A 17,154-nucleotide genomic window follows, 5' to 3' on the forward strand; every position below is an offset into this window, starting at 1 on the left:
GATAAAAAGTTATCAAATGGAGAAATAAGTAAATTAAAAAAGAATGGTATAGATCCGCACGATTTAAAGCCACATTCTGATTATGATTTGTATAAAGACAAAAAAGCAATATTTTTGTCAAACTTAAAAACGGAAAAGGTCAAGGCGAACCAACCAGCTATAATATAAATGACTTTTAAGGAATTTGTAATGGGAAAAAATGAAATATTTGTCATCTTAATGGCAACTTCCGATAACAAAATTGATATTAAGCAATTTGATAATATTAAGGTTGCAAAAATATGGAAAAAAGGAGACAAGAAGCTCCCGAATAATAATGTATTAAGGTATAAAAATTTTGGTTTGAAAATAGAGCAAAAATATCAAAATAAGCATTATATTCAAGAAATATTAAATGATTTTTTTGCATAGAAGATGTTAAAAAATTTGTCAAAACAAATTTAAGCAAAGAATTATTGATAGTAATATATAGTTGGAATATGCTACCGGCTATAATTTATGATAGCAGATTTTTAAAATTTCTCGGAGATAATGACATAAAATTGTCGCACGATATATATAATTTATAGTTGTAGGTTTTTATGAAGATAAATCAAAAATTAAAATAATGGATTAAAATGTCAAACGAAATGTTTTTATTATATCACTCTTATGAATACGGCGAACAAAATAAGCACGAAGTCAAAAAATTCTTGACATATACCCATCTTTAAAAAATGCATCAGAAGCAGTAAATAGGTATATTTTATAATATGGATTGGTTACAATGCCACAAGAGGATAAATTTAAATATACAAATAGCAAAATCAACCTATGCTAAATTTATCATCAAAAGCTCAAAAAAGCCTATAGTCGTCAAAAAGAAACAGACAACCTAGATAAAGCAAGCCTTATAAAATTTAACCTAAAGCTGTAGTTTGGGTACCCATTACCAAATCAAGCTCTAAATTTATTTAAAAGAGTGTGCTGCACTGAAAGTCAAATTTGACGAAAACGCAGCTAAAAGGGTTTCATGCTTAAACTCTCTATCGCCGAGAGACTTTGCTAGTGTTAGAAGACAAGCTAAGTTTTAGGCTCATAAAAAACAGCGAAGACTTTTGCTAAAGACTTGAACTTGAAGTAGTATTAAAATATGAAGAAAAGAGTGCAAAGATAGGGTTTTGGGGATTTATCCCTAACGAGGTGTTTTTGTCTTACTTGTCAGACAAAAAGTATCCTCGCCCAGTAAGAAATATTTTGAATGCTGTCGTTTTGCTGGTCATATCCCTAGAATAAAAGTTTAAGACTTGTATAAGAATTATACATTTGTCTAATTTGGGTTAAGTGGCTACTGTTAAAAATATTAAGGATTTCAGGTTGTTCGATTTTTATAAAAATATTTTTTATATATTCTAGATCATATCATCTGCTTTGACTGTATGGCTATGGTTTTAAAAATAGAAAAATTACTAACATATGGCACCCAAGATGGTACCTAGCCAAACCTTAAAGCTTCAAAATATCTATAAAATCGGGATTTATAAAGAAATGGTGGTTAGAGGCAGAATCGAACTGCCGACACGCAGATTTTCAGTCTGCTGCTCTACCGACTGAGCTATCCAACCACGCTGTTAAAAAGAAATGTGATTTTAGCCACTTGATACTTAAATTTTGGTTAAAGGTGCAAAATTTAGCGCATTTTTAAAATATGAAATTTATTTTAAAGGCAACTGCTTAAATTTAACAGAGTTTACGACGCATATATCGCGTCAAATTTGCAAATTTAAGATCGCTTTTTTAAATTCATCCCCGCGCTCTACGTAGCTGCTAAACTGATCGAGGCTCGCCGCAGCAGGGCTTAAAAGTGCTATCTCGTCCAAATTTTCACCATTTGCGCTAGCCTTAGCAGCTCCGTCAAATTTAAAACGTTTATCTATCTCGCCGACTGCGACGTTTAAAAGCTCGCATTTTACGGCCGGGATTTTAAACTCGCCCCCAAGCTTCATCAGCTTGTCAGTATTTGAGCCGATAGCGTAAATTTGCACCTTGGCGCCGCGCAAGGCTTCAAAAAGCGGCCGCATATCTACGCCCTTATCGTCGCCGCCTAAAATCAAATGCAAAAATTTGCCCTCATATCGCTTAACGGCTTGGATGCTCGCGTCGATGTTAGTCGCCTTCGTGTCGTTGACCCACGTCCTGCCGCGCGCATCGCGAAACTCCTCGAGCTTGTTGCTCTCGATGATAAACTCGTTTAACAGCTCTACGTCGCACCTGTCAAGCAAAATTTTCTGGATAGCAAGCGCTAAAAGAGCGTCCGTTAAAAACGGCGTTTTAAAGGCTATATCGCTTAAATTTACGCCGCAAAACCGGGCCAAATCAGCCTCGTTTTCGTAGCTTATCACCTTCGCTTTTGTCGGCATCCCGGCGTAAATTTTGGGTAGGATCGCGACCGTGTTTTCGCCCATCATGGCTAGCGGTTTTAGCTTGGCGCGCTCATACTCGGCAAAGTCGCCGTGCCAGCTGAGGTGATCGGGCGTAATAGGCAAAAGCGCGTAGATGCCGGGCGTGGCAATGTTCGTGTAGTGCATCGTAAAGGAGCTGGTCTCGAGCACCCAAATTTTAGCACTTGGATCTAGGTCTGCGAGCGGAACTCCGACGTTGCCGCCCATTACCGAGCCGTAGCGCGCAAGCAGGTGCTGCGTCATCTTTGTCGTCGTGGTTTTGCCGTTTGTGCCGCTGATCCAGACGGTAAACGGCATTTTGTCGCCGTAAATTTTGTAAAAATAGTCGTATTCGCTGATGAGATTTAGCGCGTTTTTAACTAGCTCGTGGCTCGGAGGAAAGCCAGGGCTTGGGATCTCGAGGCCGCTTTTTTCGGGCACGAAAAGGTTTGGCGACAGTAGGGTGTTGCCCCATTCGTCGCTTGAGATCTCGCTAAATTTATCGTCGTAGATGTCCCAGTCGCCGTCTTTTGCGAAGTTTTTCGCGATCGCGCGGGTCGTGCCGCCGTAGCCAAATAGCGATTTTCTCATTTTCTCCCCTTTGCTCGTAAAATTTGCATTATATTATCGGCGGCTAGCTCGGCTATTTCGCCGTTTGTTCAGTTCAAATTTACCTGATTTTGAGTGCGGTCATGGCGATCAAATTTGCCAAAACGGCGATGAGCCAAAATCTCACGATGATCTTATTTTCTACCCAGCCTTTTATTTCAAAATGATGATGTATCGGCGCCATGAGAAAAATTCTCTTTTTAAAAATTTTAAAGCTTCCGACCTGTAAAATCACGCTCAGGGTCTCCATCACGAACACGAATCCGATGATAATGAGCAGGATTTCGTTTTTCGTCATCACGCCCATGAGGCCGATATATGCGCCTACGCTGAGGCTTCCGCTATCGCCCATGAAAACTTCGGCCGGATGGCAGTTAAACCACAAAAATCCCATCAGAGAGCCGATCAGTGCGGCAGCCACGACGACAGTTTCGCCCACGCCCGCGATCTTTGGTAAAAGCAGATACGAGCTAAAGACCGCGTGTCCGCAGATGTAGGCGAACACGCCCAGAGTCAGCAGCGAAAACACCGCAGGCACGGTAGCTAGCCCGTCTAGGCCGTCGGTTAAATTTACCGCATTTGAGGCTGCGACGATGACGAGCGTCCAAAACGCGACCGCAAAAACGCCAAGATCAAGCACGGGAAATTTGTAAAACGGTAGATAAAATTTGCTCCCCAGCTCGCCCTGTAAATACAGTATCGTCGAAACGGCAAAGGCGATCAAAATTTGCGCCGCGAGTTTGGCTCTAGGGCTTAGTCCGTCGTGGTTTTTGCCGCCTGAGATTTTGCGATAGTCGTCTTTAAACCCAAGCACCGTAAAGCCCGCAAGACAGATAAGCGAGGCGAAGACGAAAACGTTATCAAGGCGCGCACAGATCACGCTCGCGACAAGCGCCGCTCTGATAAAAACCAGCCCGCCCATCGTCGGCGTTTTGGCCTTTTTTTGGTGCGTTTGCGGAGCCAGCTCGTAGATGGGCTGGGCGGCGTTTTTGGCCTTTGCCCACGCGATAAATTTAGGCAGCGCCCAAACTGTCAAGCAAAATGCGATGAAAAACGAAAAGCCCGCGCGAACGGTGATGTATTGAAAGATATTAAAATTTAAGAATTCATAAATATAGTAAAACATAAAGACCTTTATTTTAAAAAAAACTAATTTTAGTATAATGCCGTTAAAAAATATCTAAATTTAAGGCAAAAATTTAAAAATGGCGCAAAAAACTATTTTGGTGATAACCGACGGCATCGGATACAATGAAAGTAGCGAATTTAACGCATTTGCGGCGGCAAAAAAGCCCACATACGACTGGTTGTTTAAAAACGTCCCAAACGCGCTCATAAAAACTTCGGGCCTAGCAGTGGGCCTACCCGACGGACAGATGGGAAACAGCGAGGTCGGGCACATGTGTATCGGCAGCGGGCGGGTTTTATATCAAAATTTGGTAAAAATTTCGCTCGGTTTTGAAAACGGCTCGCTAGCTAAAAGCGAAAAACTTTTAAATTTGTTTAAAACCTGCAAACGCGTCCACGTCGTCGGGCTTTACTCAGACGGCGGCGTGCACTCGCACATGAGCCACTTTGATGCGATGTGCTCTCTTGCGGTCGCAAACGGTTGCGAAGCATGCGCCCACGCGATAACCGACGGCCGCGATGTGGGTCCAAAAAGCGGGCTGGCTTTCATAAAATCACTGCAAGAAAAGGCGCAAAGCGGGGGCTTTAAGCTAGCTAGCGTTAGCGGTAGATTTTACGCGATGGACCGCGACAAGCGCTGGGAGCGCGTAAAAACGGCCTACGACGCGATGACGCGAGGAGAAAACGGACAAATCGTATCGCCGCTAGAATACGTCATGCAAAGCTACGAGGTGGGCGTGACGGACGAGTTTATCGTGCCGGCTAGTTTTGGCGGGTTTGAGGGTATCGGCGAAAACGACGGCGTGATATTTATAAACTTTAGAAACGACCGCGTGCGCGAGATCGCGGCGGCTTTGGGCGATGAAAATTTTAGCGAATTCGCGCGCCCGTTCGTCGTCAAAAATCTACTCACGATGACCGAATACGACGCAAATTTCGCCTTTCCCGTATTATTTGAAAACGAAAAGCTAAAAAATACCCTTGCCGAGGTCGTCGCAAACGCGGGCCTAACGCAGCTGCACACCGCTGAGACCGAGAAATACGCTCACGTGACGTTTTTCTTTAACGGCGGCGTCGAGGAGCTCGCCCAAAACGAGACGCGCGTGCTGGTGCCAAGCCCCAAGGTCAAAACCTACGACGAAAAGCCCGAAATGAGCGTGCAGGCCGTGTGCGAAGCGGTGCTAAAAGGCATGGATGACGGACAAGACTTTATCGTGGTAAATTTCGCAAACGGCGATATGGTCGGACACACGGGCGAATTTGACGCGGCGGTAAAGGCGGTAGAAGCCGTGGATACGGCACTGGGACGCATCGTGGCAAAGGCCAAGGAGAAAAACTACGCGCTAATTATCACGAGCGACCACGGCAACTGCGAGCAGATGAAAGACGCGCAGGGTAATTTGCTAACCAACCACACGACTTTTGACGTATTTTGCTTCGTGATGGGTGAGGGCGTAAAGGCTGTAAAAGCGGGCGGCCTAAACAATATAGCCGCGAGCGTTTTGGCGCTGATGGGCATCGAAAAACCGACCGAGATGGACGAGGCGCTGTTTTAAATTTAACCCATTTTTGAAGCTTAGTTTTATATCAACGACCCGCCGAGGGTTAAATTTAAAGCGAACTCGCGCTTTATTCGGCGGGTCAAATTTTGAATCTAAATTTGAACTTCGCCGCGTCCTAAGCGCCGCCGTAAAACTGCTAAAATCTACATAAATTTCATCTTTTCAGCATCCCAAAATTTCATTTTCGCTAAAATCGCCCTAATAAATTTAAGGGAAATTCAATGGAAAATTCAAGTCAAAAAAATTTCAAAATCGAGCATAAAAAGGTCCATTTCATCGGTATAGGCGGTATCGGCATCTCGGCGATCGCGCGCTTTTTGCACGAAAAAGGCTTCATCATCAGCGGTAGCGACATCAAAGAAAGCCCGACCACGCGCGAGCTGGCCGCGCAGGGCATCGACGTCATCACGCCGCACAGCAAGGCCGCGATCAAGGATCAGGACTTCGTCATCTACTCGGCCGCGATAAAACCCGATAACGTCGAACTCGTTGAAGCGCGAAGTAAAGGGCTAAAGTGCCTATCGCGCAAAGAGGCTCTGCCGATGGTGCTTGAGGGCAAGCGCGTGTTTTCGGTAGCGGGTGCACACGGCAAAAGCACGACCTCGGCGATGCTCTCTAGCCTCGTGGAGGGCTCGGTTATAATCGGCGCTATCAGTAAGCAGTTTGGCTCAAATATGAAATACGAGCCCTGCGACAACGTCATTTTCGAGGCTGACGAAAGTGATAGCAGTTTTCTTAACTCAAACCCGTATCTAGCCGTTGTGACCAACGCCGAGCCCGAGCACATGGAGCATTACGGCTATGATTTGGAGAAATTTCACGCGGCGTATCGCGGCTTTTTGGAGCGAGCCAAGGTGCGCGTGATAAACGCCGAGGACGAGTTTTTGGGTACGCTAAAGCTTGATGCCGTGCGCCTTTATCCGAGCGTCGATATCACCGAGCTTAGTATGATCGTGCGCGATTTCGTGCCTTATACCGCGTTTAATCTAAAAAATTTAGGCAAATTTGAAGTGCTTGGTATGGGCGAGCACATCGCCGTGGACGCGTCGCTAGCCATACTTGCGGCGCTAAACGAAACTTCTCTAGCGCAAATCAGGCAAAATTTGCTAAATTTTAAAGGTATCAAAAAGCGCTTCGATATCCTAACCGCCAGTAGAAAATTCGTACTTATCGACGACTACGCGCACCATCCGACCGAGATCAAGGCTACTTTGCAATCGGTCTTTGAGTACGCCAAACTACTAGGCATCACAAAGATCACGGCGATCTTTCAGCCGCATAGGTTTACGCGCCTAAGCGCAAATTTACAGGCCTTTAAGGAGTGTTTTGAGGGCATAGACGAGCTAGTTATCCTGCCCGTTTACGCCGCGGGCGAGGCGTCCATAGATATAAATTTAAAAGAGGAGTTTAAGCGCTACAATCCCGTGATGACGCAAAAAGTCGCGCGCGAGGGCGAGAGCATCGTCTTTACGGACGAGTTTGGCGTTAAAAACTTGCTTGATGACGGGCTAGTTATAGGATTTGGCGCGGGCGACATCACCTATCAGCTAAGAGGCGACGCATGAGGGTCATAATCGTACTTTTAGGCGTGCTTGCAGCGATCGCGATATTTAGCGTGAGCGACGAGAAGCTAAGCAAAAAGGCGAAATTTATCATCACTTTTTCGGCGATTTTTATCGCGGCGGCGCTATATTTTTACGAGAGCGCCCTGCAAAGCGAGCAAAGCCAGAGGCTAGAGCTAGTCGCGCTTTTTAATCAAGGCAAAACCCTAAAATGCGGAAATTTTGACGTAAATAACACTAAATTTAACTATGAGTTCGGCACGTCATCCTTCGTCGCAAAACGCGCGGCAAAGGAGCTAAACAGCGTCAAGATCGCGCTTGAGGGCTGCGAATTTAAAGGCGAATAATTGCGTAATTTTAAAGATAATAAAAATTTAACTCAAGGCGGCGCATGGGAAGCAAGCGGGCGCGAAAATAGCGTCTCGCGCGAGCAAAGAAACGGCGACGTTTCGGACGCTACGGCGCACCGCGAGCAAAAAGAATTTACAAATGCGGAAGGCTTTGAGCGGCTTATAAAAATTTTAGATTTGCAAGGCTATATGGAGCGGTTTAACTCCTTTTTAGCGCGCCCTAAGCCGCTTTTTATGGCGGGCGACAGTAGGCTGCACTACGAGAAAATTTTAGAACTCTCGCAAAAGCAGTTTGACCCGCCCGCACCGGCTCAAAATCTAGACGACGCGCTCATGCGCCTTAGCAAACAAGCCACGCTGCACGTGAGCGAGATTTTTGAATTTGCTAAGATAATTAGCTACTTTACCTACCTAAAAACGCTCAAATTTGAAGGTAAACTAGGCGAGTGGCTCGCTAAAATAGAAATCCCGCAGCCCATGCTAAAGCTCGCAAATTCATTTGACAAAAACGGCGAGCTAAAAGACGAAGTAGACGAGCGTCTAAGCGGTATCAGAGACGCGTTTAGCGCAAAAAGAGCGCAAATAGATGCCGATCTACGCCGCCTCATCTACTCAAAAAGCGTCGCGCCCTATCTCGTCGATACGCAGGTGCACTACATCAGCTCGGTCGAGGCGCTGCTCGTGCGAGGCGGGTTTAACCACGTGCTAAAGGGCACGGTTGTGGCTAGAAGCTCGGGCGGCTACTTCTACGTCGCGCCCGAAAACATCCAAAAACTCAAAAAAGAGCAAAGCGAGCTGCTAGATAAAAAAGAGGAAATCGTCTATGAACACTGCAAAATTTTTAGCTCCGCGATGCACAAGGGCCTCCTGTTTTTAAAATTTATAAACGGCGCGTTTGATGTATTTGACGCCTACTGCGCGCGGGTTTTTACGGCTAAAAGCGCGGATTTTGAGTTCGTGCTGCCAAGCGGCGGGTCAAATTTAAAGCTAGCAAATTTCGCCCATCCCGCGCTAAAAAATCCAAAAAGCATCAGTATCGACTTTAGCAAAAAGGTGCTACTGATCACGGGCGTAAACGCAGGCGGTAAATCAATGCTGTTAAAATCGCTGATAGCCGCGGCGTTTCTAGCTAAATACCTGCTGCCGATGCGCATAAACGCGCAAAATTCGCAGATCGGAAATTTTAAAGAATTTGACGCCATCATCGAGGACCCGCAAAACGTGAAAAACGACATCTCGACCTTTGCCGGGCGCATGGTGCATTTTTCCAAGCTTTTTACGAAGAAAAATCTGCTCATCGGAGTCGATGAGATCGAGCTAGGAACGGATTTTGAGGAGGCGGCGAGTCTATACGGCGTGATGATCGAGCGGCTGATGGGTCAGGATATCAAGATGATCATCACCACCCACCACAAGCGCCTTGCTATGCTGTTAGCCAAAAATCCCGAAGTCGAGCTTGTGGCGGCGCTTTACGACGAGGAAAACTCGCGGCCTAAATTTGAGTTTTTAAAAGGCACGATCGGCAAATCATACGCCTTTGAGACCGCGGCTAGATACGGCATCGCGGCAAATTTGGTCGCGCAGGCGAAAAAGATCTACGGCGAAGACAAAGAAAATCTAAATGAAATCATCACAAAGACGTTAAATTTAGAGGTGCAGCTCAAAGAAAAACTCGAAAGCGCCGAGAAAAAAGAGCAAAAGCTAGACTCGCTAATCGAAAATTTAAAAGAGCAAAAAGAGCGAGCCGAGGCCGAGCAGCACGAGGTTATAACGCGGCTGGAGCGGGAGTATTTCAAGGCGATAAACGAAGCTAGGCGAGCGATAAATCTAGACGATACCAAAGAAAAACAGCGCGCCCTAAACCGCGCAAACGAGGCCAAACGCGCCGTGCAAAAACCAGAAATCTCCGCCGCACCCGAGCTAAAAGTCGGCGACCGCGTCAAATACGGCAAGATCAAAGGCGTCGTGACAAGTTTCGGTAAAAACGATGCCTTGATACAAACCGACAACGTGAGTATGCGCGTACCGATAAAACAGCTAAAAATCAGCGGCGAAACGCCGGTTCCGCCGAAAAAATCAGGCATAAATCTAAGCGTGCAAAAGCCGCAAAACGCTAGCGTCACGCTCGATCTACACGGCCTGCGCGCGGACGAAGCGGTGCAAAAACTGGATAAATTTATCTCAGATAGCCTAGTGATGGGCTTTGACGAGGTGCAGGTGTATCACGGTATCGGCACGGGCAAGCTCGCCTACGCGGTCAAAAACTTCTTGCGCGAACATCCGAGCGTGAAGGAGTTTTTTGACGCGCCGGCGGGGCAGGGGGGATTTGGAGCGCAGATAGTAAGGCTGTAAATTTGCCTTGCTGCGGCTTGTCTCGCGAGCGCTTTTCCGAGATTTCGCAAAATTTTCGCTCCGTAGGCTATATGCCTAGCGCACGCTCAATTTTGCTTCTTCTGCTTGCAGCTGCGAGCTTGCGAAGCAGAAAACTCGAAAAATCATCTCGCGATACTTCGCCTTATCGTTTTACGCTCAAATTTGAAGTCAAATTTAGCTAAAATTTCAAATTTGAGTCGCCGAGACCTACACCTTTAAGATGCTAAATTTGATTTGGTTGAATTAACCTTATGAACTAAACTTTTTATGCAAGTAAATTTTTGTTAAGGGGGAAGGGGCTTGAATTACGAAGTCGCTCCCTTCCCCCTTAACGATCCCCCAACCCCTACGACGTGAGATGTTGCTGCACTTCGTGCAGGTTTAAATTTGCATTTTAAAGGCATGGGTCTCGGCGAGTAAAATTCTAAATTCCCAAGTCAAATTTGCGTGTTCCGTTAAAAATTAAATCCGCCTTTCTCATTAAATTTAGCAACCTCAAAATCTCTCAAATTTAGGTAAAATCCAAAATACAAAAATCAAAAAGGATGAAGGTGAACGCGTTTTTGCAGGGGCTTCTGCTGGGTTTTAGCGCGGCGGTACCGCTGGGGCCCGTAAACGTGATGATAATGAGCGCTGCGGTAAGATCGTTTTGGTCGGCGTTTGCTATCGGGCTCGGCGCCATGAGCGCGGATACGGCGTATCTGCTACTTTTGTCGTTTGGCTTGCTTGAGTATTTGCAGGGCGAAACGGTAGAAAAAATCATCGGGATTTTTGGATTTTGCTACCTGGCCTACACCTCCTACGTCATCTTTAAAAATGCCAATAGGCCTGTAACGGTGGACGTTCGTGGCGCAGAGGTCAAATTTAGCAAAAACTACGCAAAGGGCCTTTTCGTCACGCTTGCAAATCCGTACACCGTCGGATTTTGGCTAAGCGTGGCCGGCTTTGCCAAAAGCTTTGAAAACGCGGGCGCGGTCGTGGCGGGGCTAGTCGCGGCTATATTTATCTGGATCGTTTCTATGCCGTTTGCTGTGCATAAAAGCGCCAAATTTATCTCGCAAAACGTCGCAAAATGGCTAAACTACGTCTGTGCGGTCATTTTGCTGGGGTTTGCTTTCTTTTTACTTTATAAATTATTTTTATAAATTAGAGTTTTTATAATTAACTTAAGTAAATAATGATAAAATGGCAACAAATTTTTAGAGAAGTTTAATGCAAAATTTTGATATTAAAAAATCGATGACGCAGTTCATCGTCCTGCCGATTGCGGTGCTCGTGATCTGCTCGTTTCTGGTAATATCTTTTATATTTTATAATAAATTTCAGGACTCGACTAACTACCCGTCAAACGTAACCGTTAACGAGAAGGCCGAGGCCTTTATGAATATAATTCAAATCATATATAAAAACATAGCAAAAGGCGATATAAAGGAGTTTCAGCGCTACTCTGAGGCTACTAAGGCGGTGCCGTCTTGGATATTTAAACAAGCGGGCGAAAAAGGCGAACTCCTAGTCCTAGCTAGCTCGCAGCATCCAAATTTGATAGGCGAAGTTTTGCCGTATAAATTTTGCGAGATGGACGGCAAAGCTCACGTAAATTTGAAACAAAGCGGCGTATATAAGCGCATAAATCTCATACAGGACAACAAGGCCGAGGTTTGCTATTTTAAGAAAATAGGCGACGTGATTCTTGGCTACAATATGATTCACAACGTCAAAATTTCAGGCTTTGACGATCCGCTTTTTGGGCAGTGGTTTTTCGTAAATATGAAAAACACGCTCATCGCGACGGGCATTATGATATTTATTTGTATTTTTCAGTATTTTTTATTTTATAGAGGCATCCGAGATAATCAAATTTCGCTAGTAAAAAGCAACGAAAAGCTCCTAGAAAAAAATGCCGAAATGCAAAAGCGCCTTTATATCGACGATCTTACCGGCTTGCCAAACAAAGTAGCCCTCGAGCGCGACACGGCGGATATGAAAAATCCTAAAGTCATCGTCATGGATATCGATGAATTTAGAAAGATGAATAACTATTTCGGCGCTTCAGTTTGCGATCAAATTTTGATAAAAATGACGGAAGTTTCGAAAAAATTTGCCGAGGATAACGGCATGACCGTTTACCGCGTCGGACCCGATCAGTTCGCGCTGGTCGAGGATGCAGAGCTCTTTATCGACAGATACGAGGACCTAGCAAACGAGCTTTTAGATAACATCAAAGGCCTAGTCATCGACGTGATAGCCGAGGACGGCGAACAAAGCGAGATCGAGATCCACTGTACGGTGGGCTTTGCGCTAGATGAATCAGACACGCTTAAAAAGGCGATGACGGCGCTTGAGTTTGCTAAGCAAAGCGGCAAGGATTATTTTTGCTACTTTAAAAACATCGACGATACGCCGCAATACGCCGAGCAGATCACTCGCTCAAATATGATACGAAACGCCATCATAAACGATAAGATCGTGCCGTTTTATCAGCCGATATTTAATAAAGAAAAGCGAATCGTAAAGTATGAAACTTTAATCCGCATCCAAAACAGTAACGAAATCATCTCTCCAAGCGTCTTTTTGGAGGTTTCAAAGCGCATCAAACGCTACACCGATATCGAAAAAATGCTGATCGAAAAAAGCTTTAAGCTAATCGCCGAGAGGCCTGACGCGATGATCTCGATAAATTTATCCGGACGCGATATGACCGACGGCGACGTGAGCGTGTTTATCATCGAGAAAATGAACAAATATAAAGTCGCCGGACGCGTGATATTTGAGATCTTGGAAGATGAAAATATCGAAAACATCGAGCGCATCGGAGTATTTATCGACCGCGTGCGCAGGATGGGCGCAAAGATCGCTATAGACGACTTTGGCTCGGGATACAGCAACTTCTCGTATATCCTAAAACTAAAGCCAGACTATATCAAAATCGACGGCTCCATCATCAAAAATATCGACACGAACGAGGACTCCCGCGTGATAACGGGCGCTATCATCGCATTTGCCAAGAAGCTTGATATCACGGTGATCGCCGAATTCGTCCGCTCAAAAGAGGTCTATGATACTTGCGTGGAGCTTGGCGTGGACGAGTTTCAGGGCTTTTATCTGGGCGAACCTAGCGATAGCCTGCGCTAAACCGGGCTTTGGAGTTTATTAAATTTAATTCTTACAAATAGTCGTAAATGCGGAGCGGCTTAAATTTAATCTCTAAATTTGGCGAGGAATTTGAGCTGCTGGCAGCGAACTTAATTTATCTCAATGCACTTGTTTTGCAAATTTGACTCAGAACAAAATTAGCCCACTTGGCGAATTTAAGCACCCTTAATGATACTAGCGAACGGGAAAGATAGCGGCGGCGTTGGCGGTGCATTTGAAGTATTTAAATTTATGTTGTGCTATGTTCTTATCTAATCTAGCATTCGCTCGTCTGCAATAAAATAGCGGGCGCAACTCAATAAATTACGCGCTAGTCTCAAATTTTGCTCAATTTACGGAGCGGTATAAGTCGTGGCAATAAATTTTGTGATCGGCGTAAGTCGGCAAGCCTCGCACCAAACAAGGCACGAGCCATGTTTATAGCACAAAGCTCGTTTAATATATGGCGTAAGTAGAATTTAGTTTAAATTTGCGCCTTGATCTTTTCGTAGAGCGATAAAATTTCGTCTTTTTTAATGATAAAGCTATTTTTGTTTGCGATAAGGTGCGCAGAGCTATGCATGATGGTCTCGGCGACTCTTAGCCCGTTTTGCTTCATCGTCGTGCCCGTTTCCACGACGTCCACGATAGCGTCGGCTAGCCCGACCAGCGGTGCTAGCTCGATCGAGCCGTATAGTTTGATGATCTTTAGCGCGGTGGCCTTTGCGGCGAAATAGTTGCGCGAGATGTGCGGCATTTTGGTGGCGATCTTTAGCTCGGGAGCGTTTAAATTTAGCTCCTCGCCCTCTTTGATACCCACGCAGACGCGGCATTTGCCGATCTTTAGATCAAGTAGGCGCACGACGTCTGGACGGTGCTCATCGAGTACGTCAAGGCCCACCACGCCGATATCCGCAGCGCCGTTCACGACGTAGGTTGGGATGTCTTGGTTGCGAACCATTAGAAATTTAAAATCGCCCTCGCTCATCAGCAGTTTTCTGTCTTCAAACTCAAACGAGCTTTGAAAAATTTTCCTAAAAATCGCGAGAGTTTCGTCAGCGATGCGGCCTTTTGGCAAAGCAACCGTTAGCATAAAATATCCTTTTTTTGTTCGATTAGTTTTTGCATCCCGCGAAATACGAGCATGCGGTCGTAGATACTAGTGGCAAAAAATCGCGATAAAAATTCGCCGTCGCCTCCCGTGAAGTAGATTTTCGAGCCGTTTGCCATGTTTTCTATGAGAAGCAGGATCGGCTTGATGACGCCGTAGCTCACCGCGTCGGTCGTTTTTTGCGGGAGCGCGTCGAGGTCGATCTGCGAATTTAGCGAGATTTTTAGTCTCGGCGAGATGGCTTCGTAAGTCTTTAAAACGTGCGATATACCAGGCATGATCGCGCCGCCAAGATGCATCGAGTTCATCATCACGTCCATCGTTATGGCGCTGCCGGCGTCGATGATGAGGCCGTTTTTTACCGCGTAGCAGCTAGCGATACGGTCGATACCTAGGCCGTTGTAGATAGTATCCAGCTCAAAATACGGCTCCAAATTTACGAATTTTGGCAAATTTTGTAGCCTTTTAGTCACTTCGTCGTTTACGCTGATAAAATAAATCTTCTCGTCGCTTTTAAAATCTTTAAAATTTTCTAGCTTGATTTTGGTGATTTTGCCGTTTTCAAAGAAGGTGGCGTTAGTGTTGCCTACGTCACATAGAGTCATGTTTGTAGCCGTTTTCTTTCATCAAATTTGCGGTTTTTGAGCAGATATCAGAGCTGTAAAAAATAGCTTTTTTCTTAAAATTTACGCCTGTTTGCTCGGCGATTTTGCCAGCTATTTCATCAATAGCTTCAAGTTCTTTGCTTAAAAATCTAGCCTTTGCGCTGCGGAAAAATAAAAGCGTATAAAATCCCTTCATATCGACGCCCGTAAGTGCGACAAGGGTCTTTTTTTTAGTAAATTTATCAAGCTCCACCCAGCTTATATTTTTTAAGATAATCTTTTTGGCTTCCAGAACTTGATAAATTTCTTGCTTCGTCATTTAAGCTCTAAGCTGTAATCGTCGTAGTAAAATTCTTTCGCGCCGGCAAAAATTTGGCTCTCGACCTCGTCTGAAAGCTCGTAAATTTTGGCATTTTCAAGCGCTAAATCGGTCTTGATGAGGTAGCCTGTTTTTTCCATTATATAAAGCGAGCCGTTGTAAACGGTAGCGCTTGAAAAGATGGCGAATTTAAATTCCACATCTTTTATTTTTTGTAAATTTAGGTCGCTAAGCACGATTTTGCCGTCTTTTAGTAGGATATATACGTATTCGCCGTTTATGACGATATCTTTTATCTCGCCGTTATAGTAAACCGTTTTTTCTGGATTTATCGAGACGATACGCTTGCCTGTGGCAGCTATCATCGTGTCGTTTACGACGTTTAGAGATATAATGTTGTTAAAAAACTGTTCGCTGCTCACGACGACGTCGCGTAAAATTCGGCCTTGGTTTTTATCTACTATCATGATCTTGCCGTCAAGCGTAGGGAAGATGACGAGCGAGCTCATGAAAAACGGCGCCGCGACACGGGAGTCTTGCGCGTAAACGCTTGAGCTCTCAAACTCGAGCAAAGTATCGTTTGTCGCGATGTCGATGAGGTATATGACGTTACCCGCGCTTAAAAGGGCTAGCTTGTCACCCTCAAGCGCTGCTGAAACGATGGCTTCGTTAAATTTTTTCTGAAATAAAATCTCGTTCGAGCCGCTTGCGACAATCAAATTTCCGTCCAAATCGGAGCTAATAAATTTACCGTCGGCGGAATTTAGCAATGTTGCGCCCTTTGGTAGCTTTATCTCGGGCGAGAGTAGGCCGTTTTTGGTTATCGCCATGCCGTTTTTTAGCACCGCTCCGTTTAGGCTTGCCGTCGCGATGCTAGCCGGTAGTCTATTTTCTGAAATTTTTTCATTTTGTACATCGGTCGGCTCGAAATACTGCCTTTTCGTGCTGCATCCACCAAGTACTGCGATGCAAAGCGCGGCCGTTAAAATAGCTTGAAATTTTCTCATTTTGCGTTTCCTTGATAGTGTTCTAAATTTTTGACGATGGATTGTAGCTGTGAATTTAACGGAACCTTTTTAAATTCGTTTTTTGCTTCGTCGATTTTATTTTCTTTCATTAGCTCGTAGCCTCTGATAACGGCTTTGTATGAGCTTAAAATTTGACCGCTAGGCTCGTTTATCTGGGACTTTACGATATCTTTTAAAAGGGGGTCGATCTGCTCGTTGGCAAGAGATTTTAGCGCATTCGTGTCATTGTTGTCAACGGCTCTTTTAAACTCGTAAAGCGCGTAAAGCGAGGCGTCTTTTTGCTTTAGCTCGGCTTTTGCCTGCTCGTCTTTTGGATTTAGTATTAGTTTTGCGTAAGCGGCGTTTGCGGCTCTAAATTCTTTTTCTTTTAATGCGCCGTTTATATAGTATCCCGCCGCGCCGATCACGCCCAAAACGACTGCGCCGATGATAATTTTTTTATATTTTTTAAAAAATCTTTCGCTTTTTATTATGTTTTCTAAAAATTGTTCCTGAGTATTTAACTCTTCCTTTATAGAATCAATATCATCTTTGATAGCCAAGTTTTTTCCTTAAATTTTAGTTATTGAAAGTTCGTAATTGTAGCATAATAAATATAAAACAGCATAAAAATCAAGGCAATTTGTGTTATAATGCGGGAAAATTTAAAAATTTGGCGAGGTTTTATGCAGATAGATGATACGTTATTAACCAAACTTGAAAAGCTTAGTTCGCTCAAAGTCGAAAGCGACAAGCGAAGGGAAATAGAAGGTCAGCTCAGTGAAATTTTGAGCTTCGCGGGAATACTAGATGAGCTTGATCTAAGCGCTTCTAGGGCGGTAGTAAGCTCTAGAGAGGGCGGAACTCCGCTAAGAGAAGACGTAAGTGTGAGCTCGGACGTGATAGAAACGATACTAAAAAACGCTCCGATGAGCAGCGGGCACTTCTTCGTCGTACCAAAAATCATAGAGTAGAA

The 17,154-nt window shown here is 44.7% G+C and carries 15 protein-coding genes, 1 tRNA gene and 1 pseudogene; 9 read left to right on the top strand and 8 right to left on the bottom strand.

Annotation, left to right across the window (positions count from 1 at the left end; all coding sequences use genetic code 11):
* Positions 1-9 precede the first annotated feature (9 nt).
* Together E4V70_RS11240 and E4V70_RS08045 are read left to right on the top strand one after the other, a co-directional pair.
* Positions 10-168, top strand: a pseudogene (locus tag E4V70_RS11240) (polymorphic toxin type 33 domain-containing protein); the annotation flags it as partial.
* A 21-nt stretch (positions 169-189) separates the two neighbouring features.
* Positions 190-411 (top strand): hypothetical protein, encoded by a 222-nt coding sequence (locus E4V70_RS08045; protein ID WP_122862601.1) that lies wholly within the window; start codon positions 190-192, stop codon positions 409-411.
* 1,117 nt (positions 412-1,528) lie between these two features.
* Here E4V70_RS08045 and E4V70_RS08055 read toward each other — a convergent pair.
* The 3 genes from E4V70_RS08055 to mraY all read right to left on the bottom strand — a co-directional run bounded on the left by E4V70_RS08055 (position 1,529) and on the right by mraY (position 4,155).
* Positions 1,529-1,604 (bottom strand) — tRNA-Phe (locus E4V70_RS08055).
* 144 nt (positions 1,605-1,748) lie between these two features.
* Positions 1,749-3,011: a UDP-N-acetylmuramoyl-L-alanine--D-glutamate ligase gene (gene murD / locus E4V70_RS08060; protein WP_122862602.1), complete on the bottom strand. Its 1,263-nt coding sequence runs from the start codon at positions 3,009-3,011 to the stop codon at positions 1,749-1,751.
* Between the two features lie 79 nt (positions 3,012-3,090).
* The gene (mraY, locus tag E4V70_RS08065) at positions 3,091-4,155 is read right to left on the bottom strand and encodes a phospho-N-acetylmuramoyl-pentapeptide-transferase (protein WP_122862603.1); all 1,065 of its coding nucleotides are present in this window, start codon (positions 4,153-4,155) and stop codon (positions 3,091-3,093) included.
* 79 nt (positions 4,156-4,234) lie between these two features.
* On the opposite strand from mraY, the gene gpmI reads away from it, so the two are divergent.
* The 6 genes from gpmI (at position 4,235) to E4V70_RS08100 (ending at position 13,136) form a co-directional block, all read left to right on the top strand.
* Positions 4,235-5,713, top strand: a complete 1,479-nt coding sequence (gene gpmI, locus E4V70_RS08070) for a 2,3-bisphosphoglycerate-independent phosphoglycerate mutase (RefSeq protein ID WP_122862604.1) — start codon at positions 4,235-4,237, stop codon at positions 5,711-5,713.
* Positions 5,714-5,940: 227 nt separating this feature from the next.
* The gene (murC, locus tag E4V70_RS08075) at positions 5,941-7,284 is read left to right on the top strand and encodes a UDP-N-acetylmuramate--L-alanine ligase (protein WP_122862605.1); all 1,344 of its coding nucleotides are present in this window, start codon (positions 5,941-5,943) and stop codon (positions 7,282-7,284) included.
* On the top strand, positions 7,281-7,628 hold the full coding sequence (locus E4V70_RS08080; RefSeq protein ID WP_122862606.1) for a hypothetical protein: 348 nt from the start codon (positions 7,281-7,283) through the stop codon (positions 7,626-7,628). Before murC ends, E4V70_RS08080 begins: the two co-directional genes overlap by 4 nt.
* 192 nt (positions 7,629-7,820) lie before the next feature.
* Positions 7,821-9,983, top strand: coding sequence for an endonuclease MutS2 (locus E4V70_RS08085; protein WP_414973869.1), 2,163 nt, complete (start codon positions 7,821-7,823; stop codon positions 9,981-9,983).
* Between the two features lie 572 nt (positions 9,984-10,555).
* Positions 10,556-11,149: a LysE family transporter gene (locus E4V70_RS08095; protein WP_122862608.1), complete on the top strand. Its 594-nt coding sequence runs from the start codon at positions 10,556-10,558 to the stop codon at positions 11,147-11,149.
* A 67-nt stretch (positions 11,150-11,216) separates the two neighbouring features.
* Positions 11,217-13,136 (top strand): EAL domain-containing protein, encoded by a 1,920-nt coding sequence (locus E4V70_RS08100; RefSeq protein WP_122862609.1) that lies wholly within the window; start codon positions 11,217-11,219, stop codon positions 13,134-13,136.
* Positions 13,137-13,620: 484 nt separating this feature from the next.
* Here E4V70_RS08100 and hisG read toward each other — a convergent pair whose 3' ends face one another.
* From hisG to E4V70_RS08125, 5 genes are read right to left on the bottom strand one after another with little or no spacing between them, the layout of a single operon-like run.
* Complete coding sequence (gene hisG, locus E4V70_RS08105; RefSeq protein WP_122862610.1) at positions 13,621-14,229, bottom strand: ATP phosphoribosyltransferase; 609 nt, start codon at positions 14,227-14,229, stop codon at positions 13,621-13,623.
* Positions 14,223-14,852 (bottom strand): type III pantothenate kinase, encoded by a 630-nt coding sequence (locus E4V70_RS08110; RefSeq protein ID WP_122862611.1) that lies wholly within the window; start codon positions 14,850-14,852, stop codon positions 14,223-14,225. The genes hisG and E4V70_RS08110 overlap by 7 nt, the downstream gene beginning before the upstream one ends.
* A complete protein-coding gene (locus E4V70_RS08115) occupies positions 14,839-15,171 on the bottom strand; it encodes a hypothetical protein (protein ID WP_122862612.1) in 333 nt (110 codons plus the stop codon). Before E4V70_RS08115 ends, E4V70_RS08110 begins: the two co-directional genes overlap by 14 nt.
* Positions 15,168-16,178, bottom strand: coding sequence for a PQQ-binding-like beta-propeller repeat protein (locus E4V70_RS08120; protein WP_122862613.1), 1,011 nt, complete (start codon positions 16,176-16,178; stop codon positions 15,168-15,170). Before E4V70_RS08120 ends, E4V70_RS08115 begins: the two co-directional genes overlap by 4 nt.
* Entirely contained in the window at positions 16,175-16,741 is a 567-nt protein-coding gene (locus E4V70_RS08125) for a YfgM family protein (protein ID WP_122862614.1), read from the bottom strand. The genes E4V70_RS08120 and E4V70_RS08125 overlap by 4 nt, the downstream gene beginning before the upstream one ends.
* Positions 16,742-16,864: 123 nt before the next feature.
* Here E4V70_RS08125 and gatC point away from each other — a divergent pair, with 123 nt between their 5' ends.
* Entirely contained in the window at positions 16,865-17,152 is a 288-nt protein-coding gene (gene gatC / locus E4V70_RS08130) for an Asp-tRNA(Asn)/Glu-tRNA(Gln) amidotransferase subunit GatC (protein ID WP_034957902.1), read from the top strand.
* Positions 17,153-17,154 lie beyond the last annotated feature (2 nt).

This window comes from Campylobacter showae (genome assembly GCF_900699785.1).
In the GTDB taxonomy this organism is placed as follows: domain Bacteria; phylum Campylobacterota; class Campylobacteria; order Campylobacterales; family Campylobacteraceae; genus Campylobacter_A; species Campylobacter_A showae_D.

Coding starts and splice junctions, on each gene's coding strand:
- E4V70_RS08045 (WP_122862601.1), top strand. CDS start 190: ATGGGAAAAAATGAAATATTTGTCATCTTAATGGCAACTTCCGATAAC.
- murD (WP_122862602.1), bottom strand. CDS start 3,011: ATGAGAAAATCGCTATTTGGCTACGGCGGCACGACCCGCGCGATCGCG.
- mraY (WP_122862603.1), bottom strand. CDS start 4,155: ATGTTTTACTATATTTATGAATTCTTAAATTTTAATATCTTTCAATAC.
- gpmI (WP_122862604.1), top strand. CDS start 4,235: ATGGCGCAAAAAACTATTTTGGTGATAACCGACGGCATCGGATACAAT.
- murC (WP_122862605.1), top strand. CDS start 5,941: ATGGAAAATTCAAGTCAAAAAAATTTCAAAATCGAGCATAAAAAGGTC.
- E4V70_RS08080 (WP_122862606.1), top strand. CDS start 7,281: ATGAGGGTCATAATCGTACTTTTAGGCGTGCTTGCAGCGATCGCGATA.
- E4V70_RS08085 (WP_414973869.1), top strand. CDS start 7,821: ATGGAGCGGTTTAACTCCTTTTTAGCGCGCCCTAAGCCGCTTTTTATG.
- E4V70_RS08100 (WP_122862609.1), top strand. CDS start 11,217: ATGCAAAATTTTGATATTAAAAAATCGATGACGCAGTTCATCGTCCTG.
- hisG (WP_122862610.1), bottom strand. CDS start 14,229: ATGCTAACGGTTGCTTTGCCAAAAGGCCGCATCGCTGACGAAACTCTC.
- E4V70_RS08110 (WP_122862611.1), bottom strand. CDS start 14,852: ATGACTCTATGTGACGTAGGCAACACTAACGCCACCTTCTTTGAAAAC.
- E4V70_RS08115 (WP_122862612.1), bottom strand. CDS start 15,171: ATGACGAAGCAAGAAATTTATCAAGTTCTGGAAGCCAAAAAGATTATC.
- E4V70_RS08120 (WP_122862613.1), bottom strand. CDS start 16,178: ATGAGAAAATTTCAAGCTATTTTAACGGCCGCGCTTTGCATCGCAGTA.
- gatC (WP_034957902.1), top strand. CDS start 16,865: ATGCAGATAGATGATACGTTATTAACCAAACTTGAAAAGCTTAGTTCG.